At 28.5% G+C, this 16082-nt stretch carries 14 protein-coding genes; 6 read left to right on the top strand and 8 right to left on the bottom strand.

What is annotated here, in order from left to right:
• Positions 1-18: 18 nt before the first annotated feature.
• Both U8307_RS10760 and U8307_RS10755 read right to left on the bottom strand, forming a co-directional pair.
• On the bottom strand, positions 19-360 hold the full coding sequence (locus tag U8307_RS10760) for a DUF3221 domain-containing protein (protein ID WP_326907759.1): 342 nt from the start codon (positions 358-360) through the stop codon (positions 19-21).
• Between the two features lie 186 nt (positions 361-546).
• Positions 547-2067: a glycoside hydrolase family 26 protein gene (locus U8307_RS10755; protein WP_326907758.1), complete on the bottom strand. Its 1521-nt coding sequence runs from the start codon at positions 2065-2067 to the stop codon at positions 547-549.
• A gap of 149 nt (positions 2068-2216) precedes the next feature.
• Between U8307_RS10755 and U8307_RS10750 the strand changes: the two genes are divergently transcribed.
• From U8307_RS10750 to hisS, 3 genes are read left to right on the top strand one after another with little or no spacing between them, the layout of a single operon-like run.
• Positions 2217-2639, top strand: a complete 423-nt coding sequence (locus U8307_RS10750; RefSeq protein WP_326907756.1) for a nucleoside recognition domain-containing protein — start codon at positions 2217-2219, stop codon at positions 2637-2639.
• Between the two features lie 4 nt (positions 2640-2643).
• The gene (locus U8307_RS10745; protein ID WP_326907754.1) at positions 2644-3111 is read left to right on the top strand and encodes a nucleoside recognition domain-containing protein; all 468 of its coding nucleotides are present in this window, start codon (positions 2644-2646) and stop codon (positions 3109-3111) included.
• A gap of 13 nt (positions 3112-3124) precedes the next feature.
• Positions 3125-4372 carry a histidine--tRNA ligase gene (hisS, locus tag U8307_RS10740; protein ID WP_326907752.1) on the top strand — a complete coding sequence of 416 codons (1248 nt, stop codon included), beginning with the start codon at positions 3125-3127 and terminating at the stop codon, positions 4370-4372.
• A gap of 43 nt (positions 4373-4415) precedes the next feature.
• On the opposite strand, the gene U8307_RS10735 is transcribed toward hisS, so the two are convergent.
• From U8307_RS10735 to U8307_RS10725, 3 genes are all read right to left on the bottom strand, one after another.
• Positions 4416-5741 (bottom strand): D-serine ammonia-lyase, encoded by a 1326-nt coding sequence (locus U8307_RS10735; protein WP_326911592.1) that lies wholly within the window; start codon positions 5739-5741, stop codon positions 4416-4418.
• A gap of 279 nt (positions 5742-6020) precedes the next feature.
• The gene (locus tag U8307_RS10730; protein WP_326907750.1) at positions 6021-6233 is read right to left on the bottom strand and encodes a DUF2922 domain-containing protein; all 213 of its coding nucleotides are present in this window, start codon (positions 6231-6233) and stop codon (positions 6021-6023) included.
• A 34-nt stretch (positions 6234-6267) separates the two neighbouring features.
• Positions 6268-6495, bottom strand: coding sequence for a DUF1659 domain-containing protein (locus tag U8307_RS10725; protein WP_326907748.1), 228 nt, complete (start codon positions 6493-6495; stop codon positions 6268-6270).
• A 150-nt stretch (positions 6496-6645) separates the two neighbouring features.
• Between U8307_RS10725 and U8307_RS10720 the strand changes: the two genes are divergently transcribed.
• Together U8307_RS10720 and U8307_RS10715 are read left to right on the top strand one after the other, a co-directional pair.
• Entirely contained in the window at positions 6646-8511 is a 1866-nt protein-coding gene (locus tag U8307_RS10720; protein ID WP_326907746.1) for an Eco57I restriction-modification methylase domain-containing protein, read from the top strand.
• 17 nt (positions 8512-8528) lie between these two features.
• On the top strand, positions 8529-10157 hold the full coding sequence (locus tag U8307_RS10715; RefSeq protein ID WP_326907745.1) for an S-layer homology domain-containing protein: 1629 nt from the start codon (positions 8529-8531) through the stop codon (positions 10155-10157).
• A 38-nt stretch (positions 10158-10195) separates the two neighbouring features.
• On the opposite strand, the gene U8307_RS10710 is transcribed toward U8307_RS10715, so the two are convergent.
• A complete protein-coding gene (locus U8307_RS10710) occupies positions 10196-11158 on the bottom strand; it encodes a hypothetical protein (protein ID WP_326907744.1) in 963 nt (320 codons plus the stop codon).
• Positions 11159-11328: 170 nt separating this feature from the next.
• On the opposite strand from U8307_RS10710, the gene U8307_RS10705 reads away from it, so the two are divergent.
• Positions 11329-11847, top strand: coding sequence for a peptidylprolyl isomerase (locus tag U8307_RS10705; protein WP_326907742.1), 519 nt, complete (start codon positions 11329-11331; stop codon positions 11845-11847).
• A gap of 75 nt (positions 11848-11922) precedes the next feature.
• Here U8307_RS10705 and U8307_RS10700 read toward each other — a convergent pair whose 3' ends face one another.
• Positions 11923-14961, bottom strand: a complete 3039-nt coding sequence (locus tag U8307_RS10700) for an AAA family ATPase (protein WP_326907740.1) — start codon at positions 14959-14961, stop codon at positions 11923-11925.
• Positions 14958-16082 (bottom strand): exonuclease SbcCD subunit D, encoded by a 1125-nt coding sequence (locus tag U8307_RS10695; protein ID WP_326907739.1) that lies wholly within the window; start codon positions 16080-16082, stop codon positions 14958-14960. Before U8307_RS10695 ends, U8307_RS10700 begins: the two co-directional genes overlap by 4 nt.

The raw sequence follows: 16082 nt of genomic DNA, 5'->3' as shown, positions 1-16082 counted from the left end.
TTATTTTTTAATATATATTTAATTTGCTAATTTTACATCTATAGCTCTAATCTGTGCTGGATAGCTTTCCATTATTTCTCCATTATATGTAATTTCAACTATGCTTCCTGGTGAAAATTCAGATAAATCTTTTAATGTTGCATCATTTACTGGCACTGTTAAAGAAATTTTGTCACTTGAGTTAAGTTCATCTTCTCCTTCAATAGGTTCTACCAGCAATGAATTACCCTTATTCTCTAAAACAGTTGCTTTGAATGTTTCTTCTACATCATTATCATTGTTTTTAATGTTATTTATAATAGATAATGCAATAATTAATCCTATTAATAAAATTATTGTCAATATAATTTTTTTATTCATACGATTCACCTCCTATGTTATAGGACGAATAGTTTTTTAAAAAGTTCCATACTTTTAAACAGGTAACATAGTAATCAGATATCCACCTAATATTAAACTTAAGAAGTTTGCAATAAATAGTGCATTATTTTTACTATTCATAATCCCTCCAAAATTGTAATACTTGTCATTCTGAACACATTAAATTTATTTATATTTTTGTAATCCTTCCTTAATTACTTGTATAACTGACTCGTCTAAATCTAGTCTATAATTTCTAGAAACTGTTTTATTTGGTTTTGATGTATCGTAATCTTGTCCGTTCCATAAAACTGCAAGTTTAATTCTATCATACTTATTAATAGTATTAAACATATCTTTAAACCACTCAGTTTTGTTGCCTCCTGTAGATGAACTGCTGTATTCTGTTATCATCATAGGATGTTTGAACCGAGCAGCATAATCAAAGTAAAAGTGATCATATGCTTCTGAAAAACTTCTCCATTTTTCGCCATAGTAGTAGTTTCCAGTATTATATGCTGTTAATCCAACAATATCAACATACTTATTTCCTGGGTAATAAGATAGATAGTTATTATATGCGAAATTTGGAAACGAAAGTTCGTTAGGATTCCACACGAATATCAAATTATCCACACCATAATCTTGAAATTTGTCATAAATATATCTCCAACATTCTATATATAAATCCGTATCCTTACCTACCAAATATGAGGAATATAAAACCCATGCCCCATTCATTTCATTGTTTAATCTAAATAGAACAGGAAAATCGTGGGCATTGAAACTTTGAGCCAATTGCTCCAAATATTCATCGTATTTCCCTTCTATAATGTCCAAAGTTATATCTTTCTCTTTTCCATCTACTATATCAGTAGTATATAAAGTATATTCAACTACTTTTCCTAATTCTTTGGCTTTATTCATATAATCAGTTTTGTATGGCAATGAAAATGTATTATATAAAAGAACAACCGGAAAATTATAATCAAATATCCCTTCTAATTGTTGTAATCTATATGCGTATGTTGGAAATGTAGGTTCAAATATTCCAAAGTCAACTTTTTCATTATTTGCAAAGTACTTATCATAAAATTCTTGGGTTTTTTTATCAAAATTCTTTTTAACAGGTTCGAATACTACATCAGACTTTAACTGTCCAGACTTTTCAATAAATTTAAAGTTTTGCATAATATATTCTATGTATAAAGGTTGTGAAGACTTCATAAAAATAGTTACTACTTCTTTAGACGTTCTTGAAAAGGAAATTGTTGCATAATAGTTTCTATCAGATTCTTCATTTTTAAGTTTACGACGTTCATAAAGTACAATATGTCCATATATTCCATTAAAGTTATGGTTATATTCATCTGTTATTTGAAATTCTTCATTCCTTTCAATGCCTTTGTTACCATAACTATTGTAAGTTGTTGTTGAATCAAGAGTATTGTAAAAATTATCATAAAGAATTTCAACTACTAAATCATCTGATTCAAATCTACTTTTTACGCTTACAATATCTTCATTTAACTTTAAATTATTTGGTAATATTATTTCATATCCGTAGGGATTGTTTGTATATTTATTATGACTAGAAGAATAGAATTCCATCATTGTGCTTACATTGGTTTCACTAGCAAAAGCTACATTGAAGATTGTGAATAAATATATGATTGCACTCATAATTATTATGTTTTTGAATTTCATCAGGTAAAGTTCTCCTTTATTTTTTTTATATTTGCTTTTCAATTCTATCAAACTTAACATAGTGTGTCAATTGACAAATATTTTGAAATTATCATTGTTTGAACGTATTTACTATGCTATAATAATTTTTATTAGATGGAGGAAATTATATGATTACTATTGACACTTTTAAGCGTGGTTTTAACAATGGATTAAAAACCCTAATAGACCTTCTAAAGCTTATGGTTCCTATATATATTGGAGTTCAGCTTTTATCATTATCAGGCCTGTTAAATATTATAGCAGATATTTTTAGTCCAGTTATGGCAGTATTCGGTCTTCCTGGAGAAACGTCATTAACTCTAATTGTAGGTATTTTTACAGGCATATATGGAGCTTTAGGAACTTTAGCTGCTATAGAATTAAATGCAGTACAAACTACGACTATCGCTATTATGGTTTCTATTTCTCATAATTTGATTGCAGAGACGGCAGTAGTCAAAAAATTAGGGGTTAATGGAACTGCAAGTATGGCTCTAAGGCTATTCTTTTCTTTATTGTTTGGTTTTTTATATTCTAGGATATTTGGGTGATAATATGGATATTATAATTAATTTACTATTAGATTTATTATCCTTTGTATGGGGAATTACAAAGGTAATATTTCCATTAATGATAATAATGGAAATATTTAAAGATTTAAAAATCATTGACAAGATTTCTAAAGCAATAAAACCTGTGACAAATTTTTTTACTATTAGTGAAAATTCAGGTATTTCTCTTTTAGTTGGTATTGTTTTTGGTTTGCTTTTTGGGGCAGGTACAATTATACAAAGTACTAAAGACTACAACTTAGATAAAAGGAGTGTTTTTCTTATTTGCATGTTTTTATCTCTTTGTCATGCTGTAATTGAAGATACCTTTATATTTGCTGCAATAGGAGCAAATTTATTTATAGTTTTAGGTTCTAGGGTGTTTGCTGGTTTATTAACAGTGCTTATATTATCAAGGGTTATAAAACAAGATAACGATTTGTCAAACAACACAGAAATTGAAATTCATTAAAAAGGAGGAAAAAATGAAAGTAAATTTAAACCCTGCTAAGGGTATGCGAGATTTTACGCCAAAAGAAAAGGAAATAAGAGATTATGTTGAAAATGTTATTGTAAATACTTACAAACAAAGTGGCTTTGAGCTAATTGAAACACCAGTAGTTGAAAATATAGATAATTTAATTGGCAGTAAAGGCGGAGAAAATTTAAAGTTAATATTTAAAATATTAAAAAGAGGGGAAAAATTAAATCTTTCAGATGAAAACTTAACTGAAGATAATTTAGCTGATTTAGGCTTAAGATATGATTTGACTGTTCCATTAAGTCGTTTTTACTGTAACAATCGCTCTAAACTCCCATCAGTTTTCAAAGCACTACAAGTAGGAAATGTGTTTAGAGCAGAGCGAGCTCAAAAAGGAAGATACAGAAGCTTCAAACAGTGCGATATTGACATAATTGGAGATGACACAAAAGCTGCTGAACTAGAATTAATAACTACCACTGCAAAAGCTTTAACTGCTTTAAATGTTACTGATTTTGTTGTTAGATTTAATGATAGAAGAGTTTTAAAAGCTGTAATTTTAGACTGTGGTTTCAACGAAGAAGAATTTGAAGGTGTATGTATCGTTGTAGATAAACTTGATAAAATTGGAATATCAGGAGTTGAAAAAGAGCTTATTGAAAAGGAATATAACAATGATAGTATTGACAAATTAATGAAAGCTCTTAATAATATAAATGAAAAAGGTACTGAATGTCTTAATGACTATGGAGTGTCAGAAAATGTTATAAATGATGTTAAAGGTATTTTAGATGATGTTAGAGCTTATGCCAAAGGAAATTACGATATTGAATTTGATTTTACTCTAATAAGAGGAATGGGTTATTACACTGGTTCTATATTTGAAATTGCTTATAAGAGTCTGGGATATTCTATAGCAGGTGGTGGAAGATATGATGAAATGATAGGTAATTTCATAGGTCAAAAAATACCAGCAATAGGCTTTTCTATTGGCTTTGAAAGACTTGTTAATCAATTAATAGAAGAAAATTTCAGCGTTCCTAATTTAGAAAAAGTTGTTTTAATTTATGATAAATCAGACAATTATATTGAAGTTATAAAAAAAGCAGATGAATTAAGAAGTCAAAATTATACTGTTTCTACATATGAAAAAGCAAAAAAACTAGGAAAGCAACTAAATACATTTGAAGAATACGGATACAACAAATTCGCTATCTTCGCAGGAGCTGAAACCGAATTAAAAAGCATGTAGGTTTGCATTATATGCAAACCACGGGACGCATTCAATGCGTCCCCTACAGATATGTTGATAGGAACTGGTTGTTTATTTCTTCTGGTACTAGTAATCCTCCTGTTGCCCATGCAATATGAGTTGCATTGGTCATTTTATCTTCTAAATTGTTTTCTTTAATATATTGTATTCCTTCTTTTGACGATTCTAATAATATTGGTCCTGCAAATGCTGCGCATGATGAAGGCTCAATATCTATTCCTTCTGTTTCATGTAATAAACGCATATTATTATATAACTTATTATCATCTATTGTAAATATACCACTTAGTATATAATCCATTATTTTACCAACTAACTTGGAAGGTCTTCCTACTGCCAGTCCATCTGCATGAGTTTTTCCATCTATGCCTAAATCTTGTACGCTTATTTCGTTATGAAGTCCTGTTGCCATTCCAATTAGCATTGATGGAGCATGGGTTGGTTCTACAAAAAAGCAATGTATATTATCTTTGTAAACTGATTTTAATCCATATGTTATCCCTCCTGGTGCTCCTCCAACTCCACATGGTAAATATACAATTAATGGATGTTCTTTATCTACCGTAACATTTAAATCTATCAATTGTTTCTTTAAACGTCTTGCTGCTACACTATAGCCTAAGAATAAATTCCTAGAATTTTCATCATCAACAAAATAACTCATCTCATCCATATCTGAAAGTTTTCTTCCTTCTTCTACAGCTTTAGAAAAGTCACTGTCGTATTCTACTACTGTCGCTCCTTTTGAACGCAATAAACTTTTTTTCCATTGTTTAGCATCTGAAGACATATGAACTATAACTTTAAATCCTAGTGCTGCTGATGTTATTCCTATACTTAATCCTAAATTACCCGTTGATCCAACTTGTATTGTATATTGATTAAAGAAATCTCTATATTTTTGTTCCGCAAGAATTGAATAATCATCATCTTCTGTTAGCATGTTGTTTTTTATAACTAGTGATTCAGCATACTTCAATACTTCATAAATTCCACCTCGTGCCTTTACAGAACCAGCTATTGCTAAATGACTATCCATTTTTAACAATAGTTTTCCTGAAATTTGTATGTTATAGGAATTTTGAAGTTTATTTTTCATTTTTTCAATTTCTTTTAGTGGTGATTCAATTATGCCATGTGAAGGTTTTGTTTCAGGGAATAGTATTTCTATTAATGATGCAAATTTTTTTAGTCTAAGTTCTGCATCGTCAATTGCCGCAATATCAATGTTTACATTTTTGCTTGCTTCGTTGTAAGTTTTGAGTTTTGTATTAAGCCATAATGTTTCGTTTAAATTTACAACGCTTTTTAGAAATTCATTATTTTTAATAATTTCGTTTTTGTTTATCATGGGATTTCCCTTTCTATATTTTTTTGTAGCTTTGCATTATATACGCCCTATAGTTTCACGATATCAATGTATGTTTGCATTGTATGCAAACCGCGGGACGCATACAATGCGTCCCCTACGCGTAGTGATTGAATCGTTTGAAATGTATCCGCCCGTCGCGTGATTGCATTATTTGCATTGTATGCAAACCGCGGGACGCATGCAATGCGTCCCCTACGCGTGGTGATTGCGTTGTTTGCATTGTTTATATTGATTATATCATAAAATTATTCTTTGTTATATTAAATTTTCAGTGGATGTTGATACGATGTTTGCTGTTTTTATTTCTGTTAAATCGCCTTTGCTTGTATTGAAAACATTTTGACTTATAATTGTTTCCATCACTGCTCTTACTTCTAATTCAGTCAAATCTTCTTTTGGTTCATCAATGGTCATAGATGAGGTTGTACCTTCTGCTGTAAGAAAGGACATTACTAATTTTTTAGCCATATTATCACCCCTTTATACTTGTAATTCTATATCTTTATTCTTCATTAATTAATTCATATTCTTCTAATCTTACTATATTTGTTAATTCATAAGTTTGAAGATCTGATATTGATACACCTAAATTGTATAAATCTTCGTTGGTAACAGTTGACTTAACATTTGAAAATGTCTTGCTTTTAACTATTTCCTTGTTGTTTTCATCAAGTCCGCCATTTAATACCATTTTAAATTTAGAGTCTGCCTGATTAGATATAATTGCCATCTTATCACCTCCTATATGGTCCTAATACTATATAGCATTAACAGCCTAAATGTATTGATATATTTTTTTGTACATGATATTATATTGATAATGAATGTAATTTAATACATAAATTAAAATTATGCAAATATGCTATCTGCAAGGGGTTTTATGAATAAAAAATTTATTAAAGATTTAATTAAAATAATTAAAAATATTGACAATTCTGATTATATATATAATGTGAAATATATTATTTTTTTTGTTTCGAAAGTAATGTATGCATGCAAATTAAATGGTATTAGTATATTGGAGGAAAATCTATCTGATTTATTATCTAAATATGTTTTGAACAACAGTAGTATGGGTATATTTGATATGTATGATAAATATAATCTTAATGAATCATATATTGAAGAAAGAATTTATATATTAATAAAAGAAAACAAAGATTACATATTTATAAATGATTTTTCTCCTGCAAGTCTCTATGAATCTCTTTTAACCTCTAAGGAAAAGAAATTATTAGGACAAGTATATACCCCTAAATATATTGTTATTAAAATGCTTAATAATGTATTTAACATAAAAACCATAAATAAGGATACTAAAATTTTAGATCCTTCTTGTGGAGGTGGTTATTTTTTAATAGAAGCCTTTAAATTGATAAAAGAACGTTCAAATTTTAATGATAAATATATAATTGAAAATATGTTACATGGCGTGGATATTGACGAATTTTCAATATTTCTAACAAAAATAGGCATATTATTTATATGTAATTCTACTAATGTAAAATTCAACATTGTAAAAAAAGATTTTTTAATTGAAATATATGAAATAAATAATTATGATATAATTATAGGAAATCCACCTTATATTGGTCATAAGAACACTGATAAAGAATATAGGGCTATACTTAGGAATATGTTTAAAGAGGTTTTTTACGATAAATCAGATATTTCTTATTGTTTTTTTATGAAATGTAAAGATTATCTCAAGAATGATGGTGTATTATCATTTATAACATCTCGTTATTTCATGGAAGCTATGTACGCTGATAAGCTAAGATACTTTATAAAAAATAATTATTCGATTTTATCTATCGTTGATTATAGTGGTATTAGAATTTTCAAAAATGTTATGGTTAGCCCAGCAGTTATTACATTGTCAAATATTGTCATGAACAAAAATGAGTTTTATTACGTCAAATATAATAGAGATAATATTGAAAAAAAATTCAATTATAATCAGGACAAGCTAAAAAGTCATGGTTGGATTATTTTAGAATCAATAGAGGAAGAGCTTTTTAATCGCATAGAAAGTATTGGTAATGCTTACATCAGAGATATTTGTAATATTAAGCAAGGTATAATAACTGGTTTTGATAAAGCTTTTATAGTAGATGAGGAGACAATCGAAAAACATAAATTAGAAAAATATCTCTTAAAAAAATGGGTCAAAAATAGTAATATCACAAAATCTAAAGTAACATATAATAACAAGTATTTAATTTACACTAATTTGATTGAAAATGAAAAAGATTTTCCTAATACATTGAAATATTTAGCACCCCATAAGGAAAGGCTAATGACTAGGCGGGAATGCATGAGTGGATTACGTAAGTGGTATGAACTTCAATGGGGCCGAAATCATTCTGACTTTGAAAAGCCAAAAATCATTTTTCCATATAAATCAAGAAGTAATAGATTTTATTTTGATAAGGATGGATATTTTTGCAGTGCTGATGTTTATTTAATAAATGAAGTTAATGATGATATATCATTCAAATACTTACTTGAATATTTAAATTCTAGCGTTTTTGAATTTTATTTTAAGTGTTTATCAAAAAAAGTAGGGAAAGAATTGTATGAATATTATCCCAATAAGTTAAATAATGTTAAAATTTATATACCTCCTGACAATATTAGAAATAATATCTCTAATTTAGGAAAAATTAGTATTGATATTTACTTAAAAAAGGTGTTTAATATAACCGAAGAGGAGGTAAATACAATAATAAACAAATATATATAAGTAGGTGGTGACGCAAATTGAAAAAACTTTACAAGCTATTATTAATTACTATTATTTTTGTTGTGTTATCCATTCAGCCGACTTTGGCTAAAACTGTTTATTATGATACTTATGGACATTGGGCAGAGGAAGATATTAATTTCTCATCTAATACCTTAAAGGTCTTTAATGGTTATGGTGATTTCACTTTTAGACCTGAAAAAGATATTACTCGTTCTGAGTTTATAACTATCTTATGTAAAACGGCTTATAAGCAAAATAAGATGAATGAAGTTTACACAAGTAATATGGCATATAATGATATGTCAGATAAACATTGGTCTTATACTTTTGTTATATCTATGTATGAACATTTAAAAACCAACGCAGATTATACTTTTAAGGATATTTTTCCTGAAGGAAATTTTAATCCTGACAAAGCAATTACTAGAGAAGAATCAGCTGCATTAATTGCAGCATTTTGTAAAAATGCAATATATGATAACCCTCTACCATTGAAAGATGTTAAAGAAAATCATAAATATTATAACGAAATTAAAAGGTTGCATAATGCTGGATTAATTATGGGATACGAAGATGAAACTTTTCGTGGTGATACAAATATAACAAGAGCGGAGTCAGCTGCATTAATAAAACGGGTTTTCAACGATATTAAAACAAGTGATTCTAGCAAGTATCTAACTAAAATAGAGTTTCTCCCAATAAAAGGCGAGGATATGTATTCTTATTTTGGTAGTTATAATTATAATACAGCTGATACTCAGGATAAAAAATATATTAAAGCTAAGGACACTTTAGAATTTATATCATTTGGAGGTTATGTTTTTCCTGAAGATGCACATTTGTATGATTTAAATGCAATTGAAACTCTTTATACATTACATTCAGATGAATATTACAACATAGCGGGAATAAATTTTTATTTGATAAACTTCGGCAATTTCAATGATGAAGAAAAGAATCTATTTTCTAATGAAATTCTAGCAGATATCATTACTAGAAATGATTTAAATGACTCAGAATATATGCAGTTGTTTACAACTATTAGTAAATTTGATGTTAAAGAATCTTTATATATGGAAGCTTTGGAGAAATGGCATTCTACAACAGATAGTGATAATGCTAAAGCTAATATATTATTTTTTAGATATGTATATTATATAAAGAATAATAATACTGATATGCTTAGAACTTTAGTTTATAACGACTTGAAAAAAGCCAATAATATTCCTTCTCTATTAAATATAAATTGGAGTTTAGCTCCTAGTTCTCAAGCAACTGATTTTAGAAATTATAGTTTTGGTATTTATAGTTTCTCATTATATAAGGATATGACTTTGTACAGGTATTTAATGAATCCAATTGTACCTTTAAATTATAACTCAAAAGTTATTGAACTCGTAAATCTACTAATGATTGAAAAGACAGAAAAGCAAAATTACAGTGATTTAAGAGAATATGATAATATATTTTATAAGTATTCATTGAACAGACTATATGTGTTGAATTTTATTGATGAAAAGGAAAGAGCCTTTGTTGAAGGTATGAATGACTATAATATTATTAAAACTTTTGATATGTATAGCATTAATAAACAAAATTTAGATGATATATATACTGGAATTTTGAAAAAAGTTAAATATTAAAAAACCTGTCTTGTGACAGGTTTTTATAATACATACAATTAATCAATAACTTCATTCGCAGTAGATCTAGTCCTGCATCCTCCTCGTTCTCCACCAACAGAGTTGTTGTCAATTTGTCTTGGGAACAATCTTGGGAATGTTGGACATAATGCTGCTTGTTCTGGTGATATTTCAGTAAATCCTGTGCTTAATACACAAAGTTGAACTGGTACTACAACTTTCTTTTCACATGTTATACAAAGTGAAATAATCAAGTTCACAGATAATTCCCCTGTTCTAGGATCTATTGTGAAATCTCTTGGAATACTGTTTGTAGCAAGTCGAGTTTCACATAATAAGTTACAGAATTCTGTAAATCTTGGCAAAAATGCTGTATCATAAACTGATGGTACACAAATTTCAAAGAAGTTTGTTAATACTAATGGATTACATTCTGAAGCAATTTCAACTACCGCTGATAATGTAACTATACTTTCATTATCTGAATTACATGGGCTAACAACTAAATCCATTTCAATTTCAACACATCCTGATACTTCAATGTTTTGAGTTCCAAATACTGGAGTTCCTTCCTCGAAGTCATCACAATAGGATGTATCAGTGTATATTAATCTTTCACTCAATGTTCCATCTGGACCTACAACTTTGTAATCGCATCCATCTTCTTTCTTTACAAATTGTCCTCCAGATAATGTAGTAATTGGATTTAATTTTAAGTTACACTCATCATTAATATTGTCAGGATTGAAAAATTTTCTGCATCTAATATCTGCAATTCTAATAATATTTGTTCCACAACCTAAACTTGGTTCAAAAACAGTATCTTGAGCTGTTTTTAATCCTTGTAAATTAAATAATACTGCATCATAAATTTTTTGCACATAAATTGGTTCAGTTACAACATTCCTTAGTGTACCATCCCAGTCGCATCCCGATTGAGCTGTACAACATCTATCTGTAACACCAATTCCTGCAACTTCATTTCTATTTGAGCATTTCATGCTTTACCTCCTAATTTACTATATTTTACTTTAATATATTCTAAAATCTTTTAGTTGTTACACTGTAACCATCTGAAAACATATTAAAAAATATATATTGAATGATATTGTATTTTTTTCTCAGTTAGTGTAAAGTATATTAAAGATAAAATTAATTTTATGGAGGAAATATGAAATTACCAATAGTTACTTTTGAATTCGAAAATGGCGATATAGTAAAAGCTGAGTTGTATCCAAAAATCGCACCAAATACCGTTAAAAATTTTATTTCATTGATAAATAAGAATTTTTATGACGGCAAAATCTTTCATAGAGTAATACAAGGATTTATGATTCAAGGGGGTTGCCCTAACGGAAATGGTATGGGCGGTCCTGGCTATTCAATTAAAGGTGAATTTAGTGGAAATAATTTTAAAAATGATCTAAAACATGATGAAGGAGTTTTATCAATGGCTAGATCTATGAGTCCAAATTCTGCAGGGTCTCAATTTTTCATAATGCACAAGAGATCTCCTCATCTAGATGGACAATACGCTGGCTTTGGAATGGTTGTTGATGGTTATGACATTATTGATAAAATTGCCCGTTCAAAAACAGATCCTATGGATAGACCAATTGAAGAAGTTAAACTTAAAAAAGTTACAGTTGATACTTTTGGTGAAACATACGAAGAACCAGAAAAACTATAATAAATGGTACGCATTTTATGCGTACCATTATTTAATATATTCGTGTTATTCTAAGTGATAGCGAAGATTTATTCATTATACGTTAATTTGCAATTTTGAACCTTCTCTGCCTTTTTCTACGATTATTGATGTTTCTATTGTTTCTTTTAGATTTTGTACATGAGATATAATACCTACTAATCTTTTCGAACCCTTTACTGAGCTTAAAACTCTCATTGCATCACCAATTGACGAGCTATCTAAGCTTCCAAATCCTTCATCTATAAACATGGTATCCATACTTATACCTCCAGACTGAGCTTGTACTACAGCGGACAATCCAAGAGAAAGAGATAATGATACTAAGAATTTTTCACCCCCAGATAAACTGTCTACGCCTCTTTTTTCACCTGAAAATGCATCAAATACTTCAAGGTCCAGACCAGCCTTTCGAGATCTACCCTTACCTTCTAAAGTTCTACATAATTGGAAACGACCATCATGAACATTTTTTAGCAATCTGTTTGCTTCAACAGTTACAGACGAAAGCATGACTCCAAGAACATAACGTCTCAGACTTATACCAGTATCCCCTCTTAAAGTAATACCAAAATTGTAATAGTTGTCATACTTCTTCATCATTTCATAAAGTTGCTCTTGTTCTTTATTAACAATGTTTATTATCTTTTCTAATCGCTTATTTCTATCATTGCATAATGCAATTTGTTTTTCCCACTCTGTAACTTTTTTATCAAGTTCGATAATAATATTCTTTAATTCATCAATATTAGGTTTTGTTTTATTTTCTGTTAGTTTTATAAGTCTTTCTAAGTTATTTTTAACAGTTCCCTTTTCTATAATGAAGCTTTGAATTTTTTTATCCCATTTATCTAATATATCCTCATCAACCAAATATAACTTAAATTCCTCATAATCATTGAAATTATTAACTTTAAGTTCTACATCAAATTTTAACTTAATTTCTTGCAATTCATTATTTTTATTCTTAACGTCGCTTCTTAAATAATTAAGGCTGGCTTTACTTGAACTTAGAGCTTTATCTGCTTCACTTTTTTTATTAGTTAATTCCTTTAATGTATTTATATATTTATTTATTGTCTTATTTAAATCATCTATTTTTTTGTTTAAATCTTCTTCGTTTTCAATACCCTTGATTTTCCTAGAATTTAATGAATTATATATTGCAAGACTTTCTTCCATCAACTTACTCTGCTCAGTAAGTTTTATATTTAGCTCTGAAATCTCTATGTCAATTTTAGTTGTTGTATCTTTAAGATTTGCTTCTGTCTTTCTTAAGCTATCTATTTTATTGTTCTCTTCTTCTGCTATTTTAAGATTATTTCTTATACTTTTATCAATATCTCCGTTAAAACTACTTATTAACTGTGCAATTTCTTCATACATATTTTTAAGTCTTTCAGACTTTGCTGATTTTTCTGCAGTATATTTAGCGATATTATTGCTTATTTCTAAATTTACTTCCTTTAGTTTATCTAATTCTATGCCCAATTTTTTAATTAAAGATGCATCTACATCATCCTTTGACTTTAAAGCTTTTTCTGGATGATGAATACTTCCGCAGACAGGACATTTCTGTCCTTCGCTTAAACCTTCTCCCATTATATATGCTGCCTGGTCTAAATAATGGTGATACTTATTTTCATATTCTGCCTTTTTTGTTTCTATATTTTTAAAATTTATGTCAGCATCTTTATTAAATTTATCCAAAATTGTATCTATATTTTTTATCTCTGCTTTTATCAAATTAAACTCATTTTGTTTTTTTTCAATAGAATTTAATTTCTCTACATTTTCTCTAAGGATTGGAAGTTTTAAACTATAATTATTAAAAATATAATTAATTTTATCAGAATATTTTTGTAACCTTTCTTTCGATTCGGCATACAATAATTGTTTACTTTTTAATTCTGATGATAAAGATATATATTTCTTTTTTTCGCTTTCTGCCCTTACTTTTGATTTAGTAATTTGGCTATATACTTCCTTTAATCCTTCTGACTTTATTTTACTTTCCTTTAAATCTTCTATATATGCTTCCTTTTCAGTCAATTCTGACATAGTTTTTTCAATATTCTCTATAATATCTATACAATTTTTATAATTATTTTCTTCAGTTGCAAGCTTTGATTTCATTTCTTTTAATTGCAACTGCAAATTATTCATATTAGCGTATTTTTGTGATATATTAAATGCCTTTTTACCTTTTTCTAGCTTAATCATTATTTCATTAATTTCAGATTCTTTACTATTAATTTTACTTAACTCTTTTTCTGCTTTATCTTTTTCTGCAAATATATTAAATATTTCATTTTGTATTTCTAAATTGGCTCTTTCTTTAGTTAGTTTCTCTTTAGTTTCCTTTTTTTCTTTAGTTGAATTTTCTATATTATTTTTTAATTCGTTAATTTGATTTTCTAAGTCTTCTACTGTTTCTGCATTGTCTGCTTTAAGCAAATGAATAATATTGTCTTTTTTACCTTGAATATCTCTATTCATTTTTCTAGCTTCATTACAAATCCATTCTGCTGCCTCTTGCCATTTTTCTGCATTAAACAAAGTTACCATTATATCTTCTTTTTCACCAGATTTAGCCACTAAAAGCTTTTCAAATTTACCTTGAGGTAACATTATAACTTGTATGAACTGTTCATGATTTAGTCCTATTATTTCTATAGATTTTTGTTCTACATCTCTAATTCTAGGATTTTCAAAAAAAGGAATGAATATTCCTTCTTCATCTAAAAACATAGCATTTTGCGTTACATTGTATTCTTTCGTGCCATTTCTTTTAGTTCGTATTTTAATATTGCGTGTAAATTTATATGTTCTTCCTCTTATTTCAAATTCAAATTCTACTTCTGTTGGAATATCTTCAGGTGCCATCTGACAACGCATAGCTGTTATATCGCCTCTCTGACCTCCACTTGCCTTTCCATAAAGGGCATAACTGATTGCATCAAGTATTGTAGTTTTACCTGATCCTGTATTTCCGTGAATTAAAAATACACCGGTATTAGTAAACTTTCCAAAATCAATTTCTTGCTTGTTTACATAGGGACCAAAGGCCTGAAATGTAAGTTTAATTGGTATCATTGGTTCCCATCCCCCTCCTGAACTGATTCTAATGCTTCGTTAAACCAATTTACCTGTTCTTCAGATATATCAGTTCCTGTGATTTCCTTGTAAAATTTACCTAAAATATCATCTATTGATAAATTATGCAGTTCATCTACAGTAAGCTCATTTTCTTGAGTTTCATTTACTTTACCTGAAATACTTAACAAGTTGCTATAAAATGACCTAAAAAGTTCAACTGATTCCATACCTGCATACTTATCTGATATTTCTATTTTAATATAATCATCTTTTCGAGTATCTTTTTCGGCAATATCAACAACTTCATCAAAAGTTCCCTTTATTACTCTAACTTCTCTTAATGGCACTACTTCAATTTCTTGAATACTGACTTCATCATCAATATCAATTATAGTTATATTTTTTTTATGATTAGCTTCACTAAAGGAATATTTCAATGGTGAACCACTGTATCTAATATTTTTTCCTCTTTTTTGAGACCTATGTAAATGTCCCATTGCTACATAATCAAAATCTTCAAATATTTTTTCAGATACGATAGAAGCACTTCCTACCATTGCTGAACGGTCACTTTCTGAAAGTACTGAACCCCCAACAAAACAATGACACATTAGTATATTTTTCTTATCAGATTGGGTGTTTTTTAAAATATTTTTAATAACATAATTCATAGCGTCATTATAATCACTAATCTTTTCATCTGGGAACAATGCCTTTACTTCATCTATGTTAAAGTATGGAAGAGGATATATGTTACAGTCATTTATGGTAATTGGAACTATATCTTTTGTAAGCTTCCCACTTATATATAGTCCTGATTTTTTCAAGAGCTCGTTACACGATGCTAAGCGGGCAGCTCCATCATGATTTCCTGCTGAAATAATAACTGGAACGCCTATTTCATTGCATAGTGTCGTTACAGCGTAATTATATATTGTTATTGCTTCGGCACTTGATACAGAATTATCAAATATGTCTCCAGCAATTAAAATGGCATCAACACTATTTTCCTTAACCACCTTAATTAAGTAATCAATAAAATTTCTCTGCTCTTCTATTAATGAGGCACTATGTAAGCTTATTCCTAGATGCCAATCTGAGGTATGAATTATTTTCAT

The organism is Sedimentibacter sp. MB31-C6, from assembly GCF_035934735.1.
GTDB lineage: Bacteria > Bacillota > Clostridia > Tissierellales > Sedimentibacteraceae > Sedimentibacter.
The sequence above is the reverse complement of the archived record's forward strand: the minus strand, read 5'-3'. Positions and strand labels throughout refer to the sequence as shown.

Bases quoted from the DNA above. Each gene is read 5' to 3' on its own strand.
- hisS (WP_326907752.1), top strand. From the start codon at position 3,125: ATGAAAGTAAATTTAAACCCTGCTAAGGGTATGCGAGATTTTACGCCA.
- U8307_RS10700 (WP_326907740.1), bottom strand. From the start codon at position 14,961: ATGATACCAATTAAACTTACATTTCAGGCCTTTGGTCCCTATGTAAAC.
- U8307_RS10695 (WP_326907739.1), bottom strand. From the start codon at position 16,082: ATGAAAATAATTCATACCTCAGATTGGCATCTAGGAATAAGCTTACAT.
- U8307_RS10720 (WP_326907746.1), top strand. From the start codon at position 6,646: ATGAATAAAAAATTTATTAAAGATTTAATTAAAATAATTAAAAATATT.
- U8307_RS10755 (WP_326907758.1), bottom strand. From the start codon at position 2,067: ATGAAATTCAAAAACATAATAATTATGAGTGCAATCATATATTTATTC.
- U8307_RS10705 (WP_326907742.1), top strand. From the start codon at position 11,329: ATGAAATTACCAATAGTTACTTTTGAATTCGAAAATGGCGATATAGTA.
- U8307_RS10730 (WP_326907750.1), bottom strand. From the start codon at position 6,233: ATGGCTAAAAAATTAGTAATGTCCTTTCTTACAGCAGAAGGTACAACC.
- U8307_RS10745 (WP_326907754.1), top strand. From the start codon at position 2,644: ATGGATATTATAATTAATTTACTATTAGATTTATTATCCTTTGTATGG.
- U8307_RS10725 (WP_326907748.1), bottom strand. From the start codon at position 6,495: ATGGCAATTATATCTAATCAGGCAGACTCTAAATTTAAAATGGTATTA.
- U8307_RS10760 (WP_326907759.1), bottom strand. From the start codon at position 360: ATGAATAAAAAAATTATATTGACAATAATTTTATTAATAGGATTAATT.
- U8307_RS10710 (WP_326907744.1), bottom strand. From the start codon at position 11,158: ATGAAATGCTCAAATAGAAATGAAGTTGCAGGAATTGGTGTTACAGAT.
- U8307_RS10750 (WP_326907756.1), top strand. From the start codon at position 2,217: ATGATTACTATTGACACTTTTAAGCGTGGTTTTAACAATGGATTAAAA.